The following is an 18172-nucleotide window of genomic DNA, read 5'->3' as shown; positions in this document are numbered from 1 at the left end:
CGCTCACCAGCTGACCGGCAGCGCCTTGCCCTCCTCGTAGCCCGCGGCCGACTGCAGGCCCACGTGCGCCCGCTCGTGGAAGTCGGCCACGCTCCGGGCGCCGGCGTAGGTGAAGGACGAGCGGACCCCCGAGGTGATCATGTCGAGCAGGTCCTCGACCGAGGGCCGCAACGGGTCGAGGTAGATGGTGGAGGAGGAGATGCCCTCGGCGAAGAGGCGCTTGCGGGCGAGCTCGTAGGCGTCGAGGCGGTCGAAGCGCTCCTGCACCGCCTTGGCCGAGGCCATGCCCCAGCTCTCCTTGTAGACCCGGCCGACCGCGTCGCTGCGCAGCTCCCCCGGCGCCTCGATCGTGCCGGCGAACCAGGAGCCGATCATCACGGAGGCGGCGCCCGCGGCCAGCGCGAGGGCGACGTCGCGCGGGTAGCGCACCCCGCCGTCCGCCCAGACGTGGGCGCCCAGCTCGTGCGCGCGCTCGGCCGTCTCGAGGACGGCCGAGAACTGCGGGCGGCCGACCGCGGTCATCATCCGGGTGGTGCACATCGCGCCGGGGCCGACGCCGACCTTGAGGATGTCCGCTCCCGCGTCGACGAGGTCGTGCACCGCGTCGGCCGTGACGACGTTGCCCGCCGCGATCGGCACTCCGAGATCGAGCGCGGAGACCGTCCGGAGCGCCCGGAGCATCCCCTCCTGGTGGCCGTGCGCGGTGTCGAGGACGAGGACGTCGACGCCCGCGGAGACGAGCGCGCGCGCCTTCGCCTCGACGTCGCCGTTGATGCCGATCGCCGCCGCGACGCGCAGACGCCCGTCCGCGTCGAGCGCCGGGTCGTAGACGGTGGAGCGGAGGGCGCCCGTGCGCGACAGCGTGCCGACCAGGGCGCCGTGGTGCAGCACCGGGGCGAAGTCGAGGTCGGCGGCCACCATGAGGTCGAAGGCGGCCCGCGCGGTGGGCACGTCGTCGGCGTCGATCGAGGGCGTGGCGGAGTGCACCAGGTCGCCGAGGCGCGCGTCCGGCAGCGCGGTCGCCAGGCGCGCGGCCGGGACGCAGCCGAGGATCGCGCCGCCCTCCTCCTGCACCACGAAGCCGTGGCCGGCGACGGCCGGCAGGATGCGCAGCGCCTCCTCCACGGTCGTCGCCGGCGAAGCGGTGAGGGCGCCGGAGAAGGCGACCGGCTGGCGCTTCACCCAGCGGATCGCGGCGTCCAGCGCCTGCAGAGGCATGTCCTGCGGGAGGACGCCGAGCCCGCCCCGGCGCGCGAGCGTCGCTGCGAGGCGCTGACCGGTGACCGAGTTCATGTTGGAGGAGACGACGGGGATCGTCGCCCCGGTGCCGTCGCCCGGGGCGAGCGAGACGTCGAGGCGGCTCGTCACCGACGAGCGGCCGGGGACGAGGAAGACGTCCGAGTAGGTGAGGTCGCCTGAGGGTGTTCCGCCGGAGAAACGCATGGGGGAAACGCTACTCCGGCGCGGCCCCGGGTCGGCCGTGCAGGGAACGGGGCTAGGCTTGGCGACCGGGACGGGACCAGGCGACGGCACCGGTTCCCGCTGGTGCGAGGACGACCTCCTCCGCCGCGGTGGCAGGCGCCGAGGGATGCGACGGGCCCGTCCGGATGATCGAGGACGAATCAACGGAGAGAGTGGGCGATCGGCTGTGTCGAGCCAGTTGACCGGAGCAGGAACAGAGCAGGGCGCGGAGGACTTCGGAGCCAACGAGTGGCTCGTGGAGGAGCTGTACGAGCAGTACAGCGCCGACCGCGCCTCGGTGGACGAGTCCTGGTGGCCCATCCTGGAGCGCTACGGCGCCCAGCTCGCGAACTCCGGCAAGGACGCTCCGGCTCCGGCTCCCGCCGCGGCCCCCGCGCCCGCCGCCTCGAAGCCCGCCGCTGCCGCCGAGCGCGTCTCGTCGAGCGGCGGAGGCGCCGTGACCCATCCCGCCGCGGCCTCCTCCTCCGAGTCGACCCCCGCCTCCCGCACCACGTCGAAGCAGCCGAAGGCGCAGCCGATCCCGGCGGACGCTCCGGTGAGCAAGCCCTCCGCCGAGGACTCGACGCCGGACGAGGACGTCGTCACCCCGCTCCGCGGCATGGCGAAGAGCCTCGCGACCAACATGGACGCCAGCCTCAGCATCCCCACCGCGACGAGCGTCCGCACGATCCCGGCGAAGCTGATGATCGACAACCGCATCGTCATCAACAACCACCTGCGCCGCACCCGCGGCGGCAAGGTCTCGTTCACGCACCTGATCGGCTGGGCGCTCATCCGCGCGCTCAAGGACTTCCCGAGCCAGAACGTGTTCTACGACGAGGTCGACGGCAAGCCCGCGGTCGTCGCCCCGGCGCACGTCAACCTCGGCATCGCGATCGACATGCCGAAGCCCGACGGCACGCGCGCCCTGCTCGTGCCGAGCATCAAGCGCGCCGACACGCTCAGCTTCACGGCCTACCTCTCGGCCTACGAGGACCTGGTCAAGCGCGCGCGCGGCAACAAGCTCGTCGCCGGCGACTTCGCGGGCACCACGCTCTCGCTGACGAACCCCGGCGGCATCGGCACGGTCCACTCCGTCCCCCGCCTGATGAAGGGCCAGGGCTGCATCATCGGCGCCGGCGCCCTCGAGTACCCGGCGGAGTTCCAGGGCGCGTCCGAGAAGACGCTGGTCGAGCTGGGCATCGGCAAGACCATCACCCTGACCTCGACCTACGACCACCGCGTCATCCAGGGTGCCGGCTCGGGCGAGTTCCTCAAGATCGTGCACGAGCTCCTGCTCGGCGGCCGCGGGTTCTACGAGGACATCTTCGCCGCGCTGCGCATCCCCTACGACCCGATCCACTGGTCCACGGACATCGCCGTCGACCTCGCCGAGCGCGTCTCCAAGACCGCCCGCGTGCAGGAGCTCATCAACTCGTTCCGCGTCCGCGGGCACCTGATGGCCGACGTCGACCCGCTGGAGTACGTGCAGCGCTCGCACCCCGACCTCGCCATCGAGAGCCACGGCCTCACCTTCTGGGACCTCGACCGCGAGTTCGTCACGGACGGCTTCGGCGGCAAGCGCCAGCTCAAGCTGCGCGACATCCTCGGGATCCTCCGCGACTCGTACTGCCGCACCGTCGGCGTCGAGTACATGCACATCCAGGACCCGGAGCAGCGCGCCTGGATGCAGCAGAAGCTCGAGCGCGGCTACGAGAAGCCGGGCCACGACGAGCAGCTGCGCATCCTGGGCAAGCTCAACGAGGCCGAGGCCTTCGAGACCTTCCTGCAGACCAAGTACGTGGGCCAGAAGCGCTTCTCGCTCGAGGGCGGGGAATCGCTCATCGCGCTGCTCGACGCCGTCCTGCAGGGCGCGGCCGACGAGCACCTCGACGAGGTCGCGATCGGCATGGCCCACCGCGGCCGCCTGAACGTGCTGACCAACATCGCCGGCAAGACCTACGGCCAGATCTTCCGCGAGTTCGAGGGCACCCAGGACCCGCGCACGGTCCAGGGCTCCGGAGACGTGAAGTACCACCTCGGCACCGAGGGCACCTTCCGCGGCGCGGCGGGCGAGGAGATCCCGGTCTACCTGGCGGCGAACCCCTCGCACCTCGAGGCCGTGAACGGCGTGCTCGAGGGCATCGTCCGCGCCAAGCAGGACCGCAAGCCCATCGGCACCTTCACCACGCTGCCGATCCTCGTGCACGGCGACGCCGCGATGGCGGGCCAGGGCGTGGTGGTCGAGACCCTGCAGATGTCGCAGCTGCGCGCGTACCGCACCGGCGGCACGATCCACATCAACATCAACAACCAGGTCGGGTTCACGACTCCCCCTCACGAGGCCCGCACCTCGATCTACTCGACCGACGGCGCGAAGACGATCCAGGCGCCGATCTTCCACGTGAACGGCGACGACCCCGAGGCGGTCGTCCATGTCGGGCAGCTCGCGTTCGAGTACCGCCAGCGGTTCCACCGCGACGTGGTCATCGACCTGATCTGCTACCGCCGGCGCGGGCACAACGAGGGCGACGACCCCTCGATGACCCAGCCGCTGATGTACAGCCTGATCGAGGCCAAGCGCTCGGTCCGCAAGCTGTACACCGAGGCGCTCGTCGGCCGCGGCGACATCACCGAGGAGGAGTACGACCGCGCCCACCAGGACTTCCAGGACCGCCTGGAGCGCGCGTTCGCCGAGACCCACGCCGCGCAGACCGGCGCGATCCCCGTGATCACCGCCGACGGCGACTCCGTGGCCGACCTCGAGCTGCCCGACGCGCAGCAGGGCGAGGACTACCCGGGCGAGCCCGAGGTGACCGGCGTGAAGACCGAGGTCGTCACCCGCATCGGCGACGCGTTCACGACGCCGCCCGAGGGCTTCACCGTGCACCCCAAGCTCCAGCAGCTGCTGGCGAAGCGCCGGGAGATGAGCCGCTCCGGCTCCATCGACTGGGCCTTCGGCGAGCTGCTCGCGCTCGGCTCGCTGCTGCTCGAGGACACCCCGGTGCGCCTCGTCGGCCAGGACACGCGCCGCGGGACCTTCGTCCAGCGCCACGCTGTCCTCCACGACCGCGAGAACGGCCAGGAGTGGCTGCCGCTGATGAACCTGTCCGAGCAGCAGGCCCGGCTCTGGATCTACGACTCGCTGCTCTCGGAGTACGCGGCGATGGCGTTCGAGTACGGCTACTCGGTGGAGCGGCCCGACTCGCTCGTGCTGTGGGAGGCGCAGTTCGGCGACTTCGCGAACGGCGCCCAGATCGTGATCGACGAGTTCATCTCCTCGGCTGAGCAGAAGTGGGGCCAGCGCTCGTCGCTCGTGCTCCTGCTCCCGCACGGCTACGAGGGCCAGGGCCCCGACCACTCGTCGGCCCGGATCGAGCGCTACCTGCAGATGTGCGCGGAGCGGAACATGACCGTCGCGCGCCCGTCGACGCCGGCGTCCTACTTCCACCTGCTGCGCCGCCAGGCCTACTCCCGGCCCCGCCGACCGCTGATCGTCTTCACCCCGAAGGCGATGCTGCGCCTGCGCGGAGCCTCGAGCCCGGTCGAGGACTTCACCTCGGGCCGCTTCCAGCCGGTGATCGACGACGCGCGGATCCAGGACGCCTCCGCCGTGAAGCGCGTCCTGCTCCACGCCGGCAAGGTCCACTACGACCTCAAGGCGGAGCTCGAGAAGAAGCCCGACGACGGCATCGCGCTGGTGCGGGTCGAGCAGTACTACCCGGCGCCGATCGAGGAGCTGCGCGGCATCGCCGAGCGCTACCCGGACGCGGAGCTCGTCTGGGTGCAGGACGAGCCCGAGAACCAGGGCGCCTGGCCGTTCATGGCCCTCGAGGTCGCTCCGAAGCTGGGCCGGTCCATGCGCGTGGTCTCGCGGCCGTCCGCTGCCTCCCCCGCGGCCGGCTCGGCCAAGCGGCACGCCTCCGAGCAGGCCGACCTGCTGTCGCGGGCGCTGACCCGCTGACCCGCGGTCCGCACGATGCGGTCGGGCCCGTCGGAACCTCGTGTTCCGGCGGGCCCGTCGCGTTGCGGGCGGACCGTGCCTGACCGCAGGCCCGCAGAGACCGGCAGGAGCGCTCGCGACGTGCGGGTGCTGCGGCGACCGGAGGCCGCCGGACACGACGGAGCCCCGGCCCCTCGAGGGCCCGCGGTGCGCGGGAGGTCTCGAACGGCCGGGGCTCCCCGGGTCGTGCGGCGCCTAGAGGCGGGCGGGCGCCTGCGAGTGCGCGGCGTGCTCGTCGCGGAGCATGCCGAGCACCTGGGCGCGGAGGTCCTCCGGCGCCGTCTCCTTGCACGCCCGCTGCACGGCGACCGTCAGCACCACGCCCACCTTCGCCTCGTCGGCGCAGTCGACGCATCCCGCCATGTGCTCGCGGATGTCGGCGGCGTCCTCCTTGCACAGCTCGTTGTGGAGGTACTCCTCGAGCTCGGCCTTCGCCTTCGTGCAGCCGCTGTCGGTCATTTCGTGCTCCCGGAAGTGAATGCGGCGCGGAATCCGCGCTCGCGTGCGTAGTCGGTGAGTCGTTCGCGCAGCATGCGCCGGCCGCGGTGCAGCCGGCTCATGACGGTCCCGACGGGGGTCTTCATGATGTCCGCGATCTCCTGGTAGGAGAAGCCTTCGACATCGGCGAAGTAGACGGCGAGCCGGAAGTCCTCCGGGATCGCCTGGAGCGCCTCCTTCACCGCGGTGTCGGGGAGATGGTCGATCGCCTCCGCCTCGGCCGAGCGGCTGGAGGTGGCCGTGGTCGACTCGGCGCCGCCCAGCTGCCAGTCCTCGAGCTCGTCGATCGCGCTCTGGTAGGGCTCGCGCTGCTTCTTGCGGTACGAGTTGATGAACGTGTTCGTGAGGATGCGGTAGAGCCAGGCCTTCAGGTTGGTGCCCTGCTCGAACTGGCGGAACGCGCCGAACGCCTTCGCGAACGTCTCCTGTACGAGGTCCTGCGCGTCGGAGGGGTTCTTCGTCATCCGCAGACCGGCCGCGTAGAGCTGGTCGATGAAGGGCAGCGCCTGCTGCTCGAAGAGGGAGCGGAGATCGACGGGAGCCTCGACCGGGGCGTCGTCCAGCGACTCCTCGACGGTCTCCACGATCGTCTGCTCCGCGTCGGCGGGCTCGGGAGCCTCGTCGGCGGGGGTGGTGCGGGGTTCGTCGTCGCGAGTCATCACGAGCGATTCTAGAGCGGCGGCGCGGCGGACGACCGGGGTTGCGGCGCGAGGGCGCCTCCGGGCGACGGGCCTGCTGCTCCGGAGGACCGGGGGTGCTGCCGTCATGCTCCGCCTCCGTCACGCTCCTGACGACGCCCTGCGCGCCGACTATCCTGACAACCGATGGTCTTCTCGCGTTATTCCGCCCCCGAGTTCGATGCGTACGGCGACGCCCGTGCGCTCCCCGGCGACGACGCCTGGCCCGCACCCCTCGCGGCCGGCGCTCTCGACGCCGAGGTCGGCCTGCCCGGCTCCAAGTCGCTGACCAACCGGGAGCTGGTGCTCGCTGCTCTGGCCGACGGGCCCTCCACGCTGCGGGCGCCGCTGCACTCCCGCGACAGCGCCCTGATGGTCGAGGCGCTGCGCTCGCTCGGCACCACGATCCGGGAGTCCGGCTCGACCGGCGGCTTCGGCGCCGACCTGTTCGTGGAGCCCGCGGAGGAGCTGCTCGGCTCGACGACGATCGACTGCGGGCTCGCGGGCACCGTGATGCGCTTCGTCCCGCCGCTGGCCGGCCTCGCGCTCGGCCCCACCACCTTCGACGGCGACGCGTACGCGGCGAAGCGGCCGATGGGGGCGACGATCGCCTCCCTCCGCGCGCTCGGCGTCGACGTCGCCGACGACGGCCGCGGCGCGCTCCCCTTCACCGTCCACGGGTCCGGGGCCGTCCGGGGCGGCGACGTCGTCGTCGACGCCTCGCGGTCGAGCCAGTTCGTCTCGGCGCTCCTGCTGGCCGGCGCCCGCTTCGAGGAGGGACTGCACCTGCGCCACGAGGGCAGCGCCGTCCCCTCCCGGCCCCACATCGACATGACCGTCGCCGCGCTGGCGGCACGGGGCGTCGAGGTCGGCACGCCCGCCGACGGCGAGTGGACCGTCGCGCCGCAGCCCATCGCCGGCGCCGACGTGCTGATCGAGCCCGACCTCTCGAACGCCGCGCCGTTCCTCGCTGCGGCCCTCGTCACGGGCGGCCGCGTCCGGCTTCGCCACTGGCCGGCCGTCACCACGCAGGTCGGGGCGCACCTCGAGCGGATCCTGCCGCTGTTCGGCGCCCGCGTCGAGCGCGACGGCGAGGACCTCGTGGTCACCGGCGGCGACGAGATCCTGGGCGTGGACCTCGACCTGTCGGAGGGAGGCGAGCTCGCCCCCGCCCTCGCCGCCCTCGCCGCGCTGGCCTCCACTCCCAGCACTCTGACCGGAATCGGCCACATCCGCCACCACGAGACGGACCGCCTCGCCGCCCTCGCCGCCGAGATCACCGGCCTCGGCGGCCGGGTCACGGAGCTCGAGGACGGTCTGCGCATCGAGCCCGCCGAGCTCCACGGCGGCCGCTGGCGCACCTACTCCGACCACCGCATGGCCCACGCCGGCGCTCTGATCGGCCTCGTGGTCCCCGGCGTGGTGATCGAGGACGTCGCGACGACAGCGAAGACCCTCCCGCAGTTCCCGGAGCTGTGGACGACCCTCGCCGGATCGGTCTGACCCGTGTCGTGGTGGACGGACAGCGGCCTCGACGCCGACGGTGCTCTCGACGACTTCGACGGGTACGACGAGTCGGACGCGCGGGTGCGCCCGAACCCGAAGGGCACGAAGCCCCGGACCAAGAACAGGCCCGCCTACGAGGACGCCGAGATCGCGATGGTGCTCGGCGTCGACCGGGGTCGCTACACGGTGATGATCGGCGACGGGACGCCCGAGGAGCACGAGTTCACGGCGGCCCGGGCCCGCGAGCTGCGGCGCCAGGCGATCGTGGCCGGCGACCGCGTCGACGTGGTCGGGGACTCGAGCGGCGACGAGGGGACGCTCGCCCGCATCGTCCGCATCCGCGAGCGGTCGACCCTCCTCCGCCGCAGCGCCGACGACACCGATGCGATCGAGCGCGTGATCGTCGCCAACGCCGACCAGATGCTCTGCGTGGTGGCCGCCGCCGACCCCGAGCCCCGGACCCGGCTGGTCGACCGCTACCTGGTCGCCGCCTTCGACGCCGGGATCACTCCGATGCTCTGCATCACCAAGACCGACCTCGCCGACCCGGCCCCGTTCCTCCGCAACTTCGAGGGGCTCGACCTCCGCGTGTTCCTCTCGAGCCAGGACGAGCCGCCGGTCGACGAGATCGCCGACGCCCTCCTCGGCCACGAGACCGTGGTCGTCGGGCACTCCGGAGTCGGCAAGTCCACCCTCGTGAACAAGCTCGTCCCGGACGCGCACCGGGCCATCGGGCGCGTGAACACCGTGACGGGCCGCGGTCGGCACACCTCGTCCTCCACCGTCTCGCTCCGCGTGGAGCGCGGCGACCGGCACGGCTGGGTCATCGACACCCCCGGCGTCCGCTCGTTCGGACTCGGCCACGTGAACACCGACAACATCCTCGGCGCGTTCACGACCCTCGCCGTGATCGCCCGGGACTGCCCGCGCGGCTGCACGCACCTGCCCGACTCCCCCGACTGCGCCATCATCGAGGCGGTCGAGGGCGGACTGCTGGGCGCCAGCGGACCGGAGCGCCTCGACTCGCTCCAGCGCCTCCTGACCACCTTCGCCACGACCGACGGAAGCAGACGATGACCGACCTCTCCCCCCTCCCCGCCGAGGCGCGCCTCGCCGCCGGCGACTCCGCTCCGGAGTTCACGCTGCCGAACCAGGACGGCGAGCCCGTCTCGCTCGCGGACTACCGCGGACGGCGCGTCATCCTGTTCTTCTACCCCGAGGCCGACACCCCCGGCTGCACCACGGAGGCCTGCGACTTCCGCGACAACGCGGCGTCCCTCCGCGACTCCGGCTACGAGGTCCTCGGGATCTCGCGGGACGCCCCGGAGGCGCTGCGCCGCTGGGCCGACGCCCAGGGCATCGCGTACCCGCTGCTGAGCGACCCCGACATGACCGTGCACCGCGCGTACGCGGTGTGGGGCGAGAAGAGCCTCTACGGCAAGACCGTCGTCGGCGTGCTGCGCTCGACGTTCGTCGTCGGAGCCGAGGGAGCGCTCGAGTTCGCGCAGTACGGCGTCCGGGCGACCGGGCACGTGCAGGCGCTCCGCAAGAAGCTGAAGCTCGTCTGACCCCGGGGCGCGCGGTGCAGGTCATCGTGCGCCACCGGCTCTCGGGGTTCCGCTCATCTGCGAGCATCTCTCATGTCGACGTGAGCGGCACCGCCCGGTGCCCCGTCGGGACGAGGGGTGGTCAGGGTGCGCTCGAATGCTCGCAGGACGACGGCCGCAGCGGCGATCGCGGTCGTGGCCGCTGTACTGGCGGGCTGCACGCCACCGGAGCCGGCGCTCACCGCCGCCAGGGTGCTGCAGGCGGTGTCCGTCGCCGTCTCGTCCGACGGGGGTGTCCGTGCGATCGAGGGGACGGCCCTCGCCGTCGGCGACGACCCGTCCGACACCTCGGCGACCACCACCGTCTACGATCCCCCCGAGGTCGCCGCCGACCTGCCGGTCCGTGTCCGGCCCTCGTGGCGCACCGCCGACGCCTCGGGCACCGATCCGGCCGACCTCGCCGGGCGCTCGGGTCGGATCGAGATCTCGCTCGCGGTGGAGAACCTGACGGTCCGGCCCGAGGAGGTCGCGTTCGACGCGGCCGGTCGTGCAGCCCGCCGCAGTGCACTCGTCGGCGCTCCGCTGACGATCGCAGCCTCCGCGGTCCTGCCGGGCGTCTCGCCGAGTCGCGTCGTCACCGAGAGCGAGTCGGGTGCCGTCACCAACGGCGTGCTCAGCCGTGACGAGCACGGAGACGCCGTCGTGCAGTGGGCCGCTCTCCTCGCTCCCCCGGGCGGTGGCGCGACGGCGACGCTGACCCTCGTCGCCGACGTCGCCGACTTCGCCGTCCCCGCCTTCGACCTGGCGGTCCAGCCCGGCCTGAGCACCGACCCGACCACCGAGGGGGCGCTGGGCGCCGCGTTCGACTCCTCCGACGCCTCTCCGCTCGCCCTCGAGCGCCGCACGATCGAGGTCGTCACCGCGGTGGACGACCTGCTGACGCAGGCCGGCACCACCGTCGCCGAGGTGCGGGCCTCGCTCGACGCGACCTCCGAGACTCTCGGTGTCCGCACGGCCGAGGAGCTGCGGGCCGGCGCCGCCTCGACGGCGGCCTCGATGCAGAGCCTCTCCGGGCAGCTCGGCGCGCTCCGGGCGCAGCTGTCGTCGACGGTCTCGGGCACCGAGTCCGGCCTGCTGGCGCAGCTGTCCGAGGCGATCGACGCGGTGGACGCCCTGCTGGGCGACACATCGGCCGCGGTGCCGCCGCCGACGGTCTCGGGCAGCGGATGCGGACTCGCCGTCGACGGCGGCCGCACCGGCTCGATCCACTCGGAGCTGCTACGGCTCACGGCCGAGCTCGACGCGTACGGGACCGCGGCCGAGTCCTGCCGCGACGAGGTCGTCGCGGCTCTCCGTGCTGCCGCGGGGCCGGCACAGCCCTCCGCCGAGACCTGCACGGCACCCTCGATGACCTGCTCCCTCGCCGCCTCCGCAGCCGCCGTCGACACCGTGCTGCTCGGGATGCTCGATCGCGGGCAGGACCTCGTCGACTCCCTGCAGCCGGAGCTGATGGACGGCGTGCAGGCCGGGTTCGCCGCACTCGCGAGCAGGGTGGACGCCGCGTCGGCCTCGGTGGACACCCTGGCCGACCCGGAGGGATCCGTCACCCGGGCGCTCGCCGCCCTGTCGGCGACGCTGGACGAGCTCGACGCGGACACCGCGGGCCTGGAGACGACGGTCGCCTCGGTCGGCGCCGCCGCCACGACCGCCCTGGACGAGCTCGGCACGCCGACCAGCACGGGGTCGCTGTCGGCGCAGAACCAGGAGCTGGCCGATCGGCTCTGCGAGCTGTCGCCGGCGACACAGTCCCCTGCTGCCGCACCCACGCCGACCGGGCGCCCGACGCGCGCACCCGTGGAGGTGACCCGGGGCTCCGTCGAGGAGCTCCGCGCCTACCTGACCGCGACGCCCTGCTCCGGCGCGGGCCGCCTCGACGCCCCCGACGGCTATCCGGCCCCCCTGGCCGACCGGCTGAGCGACCAGGTCCACGCGTGGACCGCCGTCGCCTCCACCGTCGGCAGCACCGGCGCGAGTGCCGACCTCGCCGCCCTGCGCGCCGCGCTCGCCACGGTCCGCAGCGGCATGGCCGAGGCCGGCGCGACGACCGGCTCGGACGACGCACGCCTCACCGGCCTGCTCGCCTCCCTCCGCACCGGCGTCGACGCGCTGACCGCTCAGCGCGACGCCCTCGGCACCCGCATCGACGCTCTCGGCGCCCAGCAGGACGCTCTCGCACCGGCGATCCAGAAGGCGTTCGCCGAGACGGACACGGCCGCCGCCTCCGCGGTCACCGCACTCCTCGACGAGCAGGTGCGGCGGATCTCGACGCGCTCCGGCGCCGACGCCGACGCGGTCGTCGCGATGTTCGACCGGTCGGTCTCGAGCCTGCGCACGGCCTCCTCCGGCATCCGCTCCGACGGTGCAGCGACGGTGGACGCCGGGCACCGGGCTCTCCGCACCGCGGAGGCCCGGATCGGCGGGGCCGTCTCCGAGCGGACGCGCGCCTCCCTGGCCGGCATCGCGACGACGATCGACGCCTCGACCCGCGACACCGACGCGGCCGCCGCGCTCCTCGCCGCCGATCTGCACAAGGTGCTCCTGGACCTCGGCGACCGGACGGTCGGCGGCTCCGGCCTGCTCGGATCGATGACCACGAGTGCCGCGAAGGTCGGCACCGCCGACGTGCAGCTCGCCCTCGCCTCGCAGAGCGCACGGGGCTACGCCGCGGTGCGATCCGAGGACGTCTCGGGCATCCTGCTGGCGCAGGCCCAGGAGCGGGCCTCCCTCCGCGCCGGGGATGAGCTTCCCGCGTTCCACCTCGACCTGCCCGAGGGCACGCGGACCCGGACGGTCTACTCCTTCCGGATCGGGGACGAGCGATGACCCGCCTGGGCAGGCGCGCGGCGCAGCACCCCCGCACCGCCCGACGGAGCCCGATGCTGATCGGCGGCGCCGTCGCCCTCCTCGGCGTCAGCGGTGCCCTCGTCTCCCTCCTGCCCCCGCAGTCCGCCCCGATGACGGAGGTCGCCGCTCTCCCGGTCGGCTTCTCGTGCGCCCGGGTGCCCGAGCAGCTGACGCTCGGGGTGGTGGTCTCGCTCAGCTCGGCTCCGGGCGAGGGCGCGGAGTGGAAGGACGCGGCGAACGGTGCCGTCGTCGCAGCGCACCGGTCAGCGAAGGGCGGCTGCGAGATCGGTCTCGTCGCCGTCGACGACCACGGGACGCCCGAGGGTGCCCGCGCCGCCGTCGAGGAGCTGACGGGCCAGGGCGTGTCCGGCCTCGTCCTCGCGACCTACGGCATGCACACCGCTGCGGCCGTGGACGCCGCTCGGGCAGCGGGGACAGCGGCCGTCCTCCCGTACGGAGGCGACCCCGCCCTGCCCGGCGACGGCGTCTGGTCCCTCGGACCCGACACCGCCTCGACCGACGCGGCACTCGTGGACGAGGCCGGCGGAGGCGCCCGGGTACTCCTCGTCGACACCGGTGGAGGCACCCCGACCGGTCTCTCGCCCGCCGCGACGGTGACCGCCGATCCCGGCGCCACCGCGGACGTGATCATCACCGCCGCCCGCCCGCACCTCGAGGGCGAGCCGGCGGTCGAGCGCGTCGTCGTGTCCGGCCCCGCCGCGGCGCAGGCGACGGCGGTCGCCGCTCTGCAGGCGGCGGGGGCGTCCGTCCCGATCCTGCTCACGCCCGACGCGCTGAGCCCCGCCTTCGCTCCCGCCCTGGCCGCGGCCGGAGGCACCCTCTCGGGAGATCTGACGACGATCGGCACGGATTCCGGCGACGCGGTCGCCCTCCGCGGCGACGAGCGCGGACGCGCGGCCTCCGCGTTCCTGGGGGCCGTGCGGATGACCGCCGACGATGCCGCGCGGGCGACCCTCCTCGGCGACCGTTCGTTCCGCGATCTCGCCGCGGTCGCGGACGCCCCCAGCCACGACGCCGTCGTGGCGCTCGTGCGAGCCGCGGCCGTCGCAGGCAGCAGGGAACCCTCGGCGGTCGCCGCCGCACTCCGGGGATCCACGATCGGACCGACGGACGGGCTCGCCGGTCCGCCGCTCGACTTCGGCGCCGCGCACGCTCTGGACGCCCCGGCACTCCCCCTCCACTCCTCGCCGCAGCGTCTCGGCCTGCGGCCCGCCGACCCGCCGCTGCTCTGGTTCGCCGGACAGCCCCGACCGTGAGCCCCCGGTGCGACTCCTCCTCGACCTCGACGGCACCCGCTCCGACATCGACCTCGGCCGCCACCGCGACTCCGTGACACTCGGCGAGCTGATCGCCACCGCCACCGGGCACCGCCTCCCGCCCGGGACGGCCCTCGCCGTCGACACCGCCCTGCATCCTGTGGAGACCCGGCTGGCCGATCTGCTGCTGCTCGAGGGAACGCGGATCGCCCGCTCCCCCCTGCCCCGACCTGCCGCGGCCCGCGGGTGGACGGCCGTGCTGTCGGGCGGTCTCGGCGCGGGAGCCGTGGTCGAGATCCCGCGGGGCCGTGCGCTGATCGTGGGCCGCTCCCCGCACGCCGACGTCGTCCTCGACACGGCGAGCGCCTCCTGGGAGCACTTCTCGGTGACCCGCGAGGGCGACGGCCTGCGGGTGCGCGACGCCGACAGCACCAACGGCACTCTGGTCGACGGCGTCTCCGCGACGGGGGACGGGGTCCTCGTCTCCGACGCCGCGGTCGTGATCGCCGGTGGGGCGGCTCTCCGACTGCGCCCCGCGCCTCCCGAGCTCCTCGCGCCCGAGCCGGGGAGCACAGACAACGTCACCGCGACGGCGACCGTGCCCTTCAACCGGCCGCCGCGACCGGGACGTCCGGCGGCCGGCGAGGCGGTCGTCCCGCCGGCCCGCCTCGAGATCGCCTCCGCCACGACCTTCAGCGTGATCACCGTCGCCGCGCCGCTCGTCCTCGCCTTCGCGATGGTCCTCATCATGGGCGATGCGCGCTACGCCCTCTTCGCCGCGCTCAGCCCCGTGGCCGGAGTGGGCCTGTGGTTCGAGCAGCGGCACCGGCACGCCCGAGCGACCCGGTCCGAGGAGCAGCGCTACGGCGAGGCGCTGCAGACGCTCCGCGACGACATCGCCCGTTCCGCGCGTGTCGAACGGGCCCGCCTCGAGGAGGACGCGCCCGACCCGGCGACGACGATCCGCCGGGCGGCGCTGCCCGCCACGTCGCTGTGGCAGCGGCGCGCGACCTCCGCCGATGTGCTCCGCCTGCACATCGGCGTCGGCGACGTCCCGTGGTCTCCCCCGCTCGATCAGCGCGGAGTGCCGCGGCTCGAGGAGGAGGTGCGCGCGATCCTCGCGGTGAGCGTCGTCCCGAGCGCGCCGGTGTCCATCGATCTCGCGGACTCGGGCGTCGTCGGGATCGTCGGCGACCGCGAGGGCGGCCTCGCTCTGGCGAGGAGCCTGCTCTGCCAGGCGGCGGTCCACTGCGGTCCGGCCGACCTGGCGATCGGGGTGTTCTGCGACCGGCGACGCGACTCCGACTGGAGCTGGGCCTCCTGGCTCCCCCACACGCGTCTGCCCGGGGGCGGACGCCGACTCTCCGACCGGCGCGACCGCAGCTCCGAGCTCCTCCGCGCCCTCCGCGAGGAGGACTCGCCGCGCGTGCTCCTGGTGCTCGACTCCGACGTGCTGACCGAGGGACGCGCCGCTCCGGCGCGCGAGCTCCTCGGACTCGGCCGCGGCGAGCGCGAGACGGCGATCCGGATCTCCGGCCTCGTGCTCGCGGCGTCGGAGGAGCAGCTCCCCGCCTCCTGCACGGTCGTCGTCCGGGTCGGAGCTGACGCCTCAGCGGTCCTCTCCCGGCCCGACGAGCGGATCACCGTCGAGGACGTGGTGCTCGCCGGTCTCGCCTCCTCCACGGCCGAGCGCTGTGCGCGCGACCTGGCGCGCTTCGAGGACCCGGAGCTCGTCACCGCGGGGGCGGCTCTCCCCGCGCTCGTGCGGCTGCCGCCGCTCCTGGGCGCCGATCGTCCGACCGCCGCGGACGTCCGGGGGTGGTGGTCGAGCGCCCGGGGCGTGCGCGCGCCCGTCGGCTCGTCCGAGCACGGTCCGCTCGTGCTCGATCTCGTCGCCGACGGCCCGCACGGCCTGGTCGGCGGCACCACGGGCTCGGGCAAGAGCGAGTTCCTGCGCTCCTTCGTGGCCGGCCTCGCGGCCTGGAACGATCCGACGCGCCTCACCTTCGTGCTCATCGACTTCAAGGGGGGTGCAGCGTTCGCGTCCTGCGAGCGGCTCCCGCACACGATCGGCACCATCAGCAACCTCGACGCCCAGCTCGCCGACCGCGCGCTGCGCTCGCTCGAGGCCGAGATGCGGCGTCGTCAGCGGCTCTTCGCCGCCGCCGGCGAGGGTGTCGACGACCTCGACGCGTACTGGGCCACCTCGCCGCCGGAGCCGATGCCGCGGCTCCTGCTCGTCGTCGACGAGTTCGCCGTTCTCGCGAAGGAGCATCCCGACGTCCTGACGTCCCTCGTGAGCGTCGCCGCGGTCGGCCGGACGCTCGGCGTGCACATGATCCTCGCCACCCAGCGTCCGGCCGGAGTGGTGAACGACGACATCCTCGCCAACACCAACCTCCGCGTCGCCCTCCGGGTGCAGAGCCGGGACGACTCCGCCGACGTGATCGGAGTCGCGAGCGCGGCCGGGATCTCCCGCTCCCAGACCGGCCGGGCGTATGTGAAGCGTGGCCAGAACGACATCTCGCCCGTCCAGACGGCGCTGGTCACCGGTCGAGCGGAGGCGGCGGCCGTCGAGGCGATCGAGGTCCGCCCGGTCGGACCCACGGGCGTCCCCGTCGAGGGCCCCTCCCCTGTCGCCGCCGACGAGACGGCCCCGACCGATCTCGACCTCCTGATCGACGCGGTGGTCGAGGCGGACGCCGCTTCAGGCTTCGGCCCTCCCCGCCCGATCTGGCCGGAGCCGCTCGAGGACACCGTGGCCCTCAGCGGGTTCGGCGCGGAGGAGTCCGACCTCGGTCGCGTCGTCGGCGACGTCCTGCACGTCGCACTCTCGGACGACCCCGACCGGCAGCGCCAGACGCCGACCGGCTGGGATCTGGGCGAGGGGAACCTGCTCCTCATCGGCATCCCCGGCAGCGGCACCAGCACGGTGCTCGCGTCGATCGCACTGACGGCCGCCCGCCACTTCCCTCCGGACGAGCTCGACCTCTACGTCCTCGATGCCGGTTCCCGCGACTCCGCCCCGCTCGCGCGACTCCCGCACACCGTCTCCTACGCCGGAGCAGGTGGCGGATCCCACGAGAAGCAGACCCGGTTCCTCCGTCACCTGGGCGACGAGGTGCGCCGGCGCCGAGCATCGCCCGGGGGCCACCGGCGTGCGCTGGTGCTCATCGACGGACTCGCGACTCTGAAGGACGAGTTCCAGGACTGGGAGGGCCTGGCTCTGATGGAGGCGTTCACCCGCGCCTACGCCGACGGACCGGAGCTCGGCCTGCACTTCGCGGTGACGAGCACCCGGGCGAGGGCGATCCCCTCGGTGATGGAGGAGGTCACGACGCAGAAGTGGCTGTTCCGCCTCGCCGACCCGCAGGACTACGCCGCCGCCGGGGTGAAGCCGGTGCAGGCGCCGGCAGCGGTGCCGGGGCGCTGCGTTCTCACCTCGTCGCTCCTGCAGACGCAGGTCGCGACTCCGAGGGCCGGTCTCGACGACGCGATCGCCGAGCTCGCGGCCGCCTGGCCGGATGCGCGCGGCAGGACGAGCACGGTCGGCACGCTTCCCGACAGGGTCGCCGTGAGCGCGCTCGGGATCGAGGCCCGCTTCGATCGCGAGCCGTGGCTGCTCCCGATCGGCCTCAGCGAGTCGGACCTCGCCCCGCTGGCGTTCCAGGTCTTCGAGGGCGAGCACGTCGTCATCGCCGGACCCGCCCGATCGGGCAAGTCGACCGTGCTGCTCGCCCTGGCCGAGGCGGCGCGGGCCGCCGGCTCGGTCGCCGTCTGGGGAGTGTGCGATCGACGCTCCCCGCTGAGGGGCGCGGACCTCGACCGACTCGCCGTGGGCGCGGAGGAGCTCCGCACCCTCCTCGCGTCGCTGTCGACGGAGGAGGGCCCCGTGCTGCTCCTCCTCGACGACGCCGAGCGCTGGGACGACACCGACCAGGCGCTGATGAGGCTGGTCTCGTCGGGTCGCCCGGGACTCTGCGTCGTGCTGGCCGGCCGGTCGAGCGAGCTCCGCAGCCATTTCGGGAACTGGACGAAGAAGGCGGCGGCCTCCCGCTCCGTGCTGCTGCTCCAGCCCGACATCGACAACGACGGCACTCTCCTCGGCGCGCAGATCCCGCGGCGCTTCCCCGTCCCGCCCACGGTGGGCCGGGGCTTCGTCAGCCTCGACGGCGAGATCCACTTCGTGCAGTCGGTCTCGCCGACGCCGGCGGACGGCGGCTGATCAGCGCCCTCGGGCGGGTGATCGCGCCTCCGCCACCAAGTCGATCGGCGCGTCCTCCTCGAGAGCGCTCCGAT

General features: G+C 73.7%; 10 protein-coding genes. 7 read left to right on the top strand and 3 right to left on the bottom strand.

Annotated elements, in window-relative coordinates:
- Positions 1–3: 3 nt before the first annotated feature.
- Positions 4–1443 (bottom strand): GuaB1 family IMP dehydrogenase-related protein, encoded by a 1440-nt coding sequence (locus C5C30_RS00390; RefSeq protein WP_104249514.1) that lies wholly within the window; start codon positions 1441–1443, stop codon positions 4–6.
- Between the two features lie 205 nt (positions 1444–1648).
- Between C5C30_RS00390 and C5C30_RS00385 the strand changes: the two genes are divergently transcribed.
- Positions 1649–5425, top strand: coding sequence for a multifunctional oxoglutarate decarboxylase/oxoglutarate dehydrogenase thiamine pyrophosphate-binding subunit/dihydrolipoyllysine-residue succinyltransferase subunit (locus C5C30_RS00385; protein WP_181027091.1), 3777 nt, complete (start codon positions 1649–1651; stop codon positions 5423–5425).
- 234 nt (positions 5426–5659) lie between these two features.
- Here the strand turns inward: C5C30_RS00385 and C5C30_RS00380 are convergent, their stop codons facing one another.
- Together C5C30_RS00380 and C5C30_RS00375 are read right to left on the bottom strand one after the other, a co-directional pair.
- On the bottom strand, positions 5660–5923 hold the full coding sequence (locus C5C30_RS00380; protein ID WP_104224116.1) for a zf-HC2 domain-containing protein: 264 nt from the start codon (positions 5921–5923) through the stop codon (positions 5660–5662).
- Positions 5920–6621 carry a sigma-70 family RNA polymerase sigma factor gene (locus C5C30_RS00375; RefSeq protein ID WP_104224117.1) on the bottom strand — a complete coding sequence of 234 codons (702 nt, stop codon included), beginning with the start codon at positions 6619–6621 and terminating at the stop codon, positions 5920–5922. Before C5C30_RS00375 ends, C5C30_RS00380 begins: the two co-directional genes overlap by 4 nt.
- Positions 6622–6786: 165 nt before the next feature.
- Here C5C30_RS00375 and aroA point away from each other — a divergent pair, with 165 nt between their 5' ends.
- The 6 genes from aroA (at position 6787) to C5C30_RS00345 (ending at position 18098) form a co-directional block, all read left to right on the top strand.
- Positions 6787–8142 (top strand): 3-phosphoshikimate 1-carboxyvinyltransferase, encoded by a 1356-nt coding sequence (gene aroA, locus C5C30_RS00370; protein WP_104332972.1) that lies wholly within the window; start codon positions 6787–6789, stop codon positions 8140–8142.
- A gap of 3 nt (positions 8143–8145) precedes the next feature.
- Complete coding sequence (gene rsgA / locus C5C30_RS00365; protein ID WP_104224119.1) at positions 8146–9222, top strand: ribosome small subunit-dependent GTPase A; 1077 nt, start codon at positions 8146–8148, stop codon at positions 9220–9222.
- Positions 9219–9713 carry a thioredoxin-dependent thiol peroxidase gene (gene bcp / locus C5C30_RS00360; protein ID WP_104232788.1) on the top strand — a complete coding sequence of 165 codons (495 nt, stop codon included), beginning with the start codon at positions 9219–9221 and terminating at the stop codon, positions 9711–9713. The genes rsgA and bcp overlap by 4 nt, the downstream gene beginning before the upstream one ends.
- Positions 9714–9839: 126 nt before the next feature.
- Positions 9840–12575: a hypothetical protein gene (locus tag C5C30_RS00355; RefSeq protein WP_146081457.1), complete on the top strand. Its 2736-nt coding sequence runs from the start codon at positions 9840–9842 to the stop codon at positions 12573–12575.
- Positions 12572–13873: a hypothetical protein gene (locus C5C30_RS00350; protein ID WP_146081456.1), complete on the top strand. Its 1302-nt coding sequence runs from the start codon at positions 12572–12574 to the stop codon at positions 13871–13873. Before C5C30_RS00355 ends, C5C30_RS00350 begins: the two co-directional genes overlap by 4 nt.
- 7 nt (positions 13874–13880) lie before the next feature.
- Complete coding sequence (locus C5C30_RS00345) at positions 13881–18098, top strand: FtsK/SpoIIIE domain-containing protein (protein ID WP_104332969.1); 4218 nt, start codon at positions 13881–13883, stop codon at positions 18096–18098.
- The last annotated feature ends 74 nt before the right edge of the window (positions 18099–18172 follow it).

It is taken from the genome of Rathayibacter sp. AY2B5, assembly GCF_002931645.1.
Lineage (GTDB): Bacteria > Actinomycetota > Actinomycetes > Actinomycetales > Microbacteriaceae > Rathayibacter.
The sequence above is the reverse complement of the archived record's forward strand: the minus strand, read 5'-3'. Positions and strand labels throughout refer to the sequence as shown.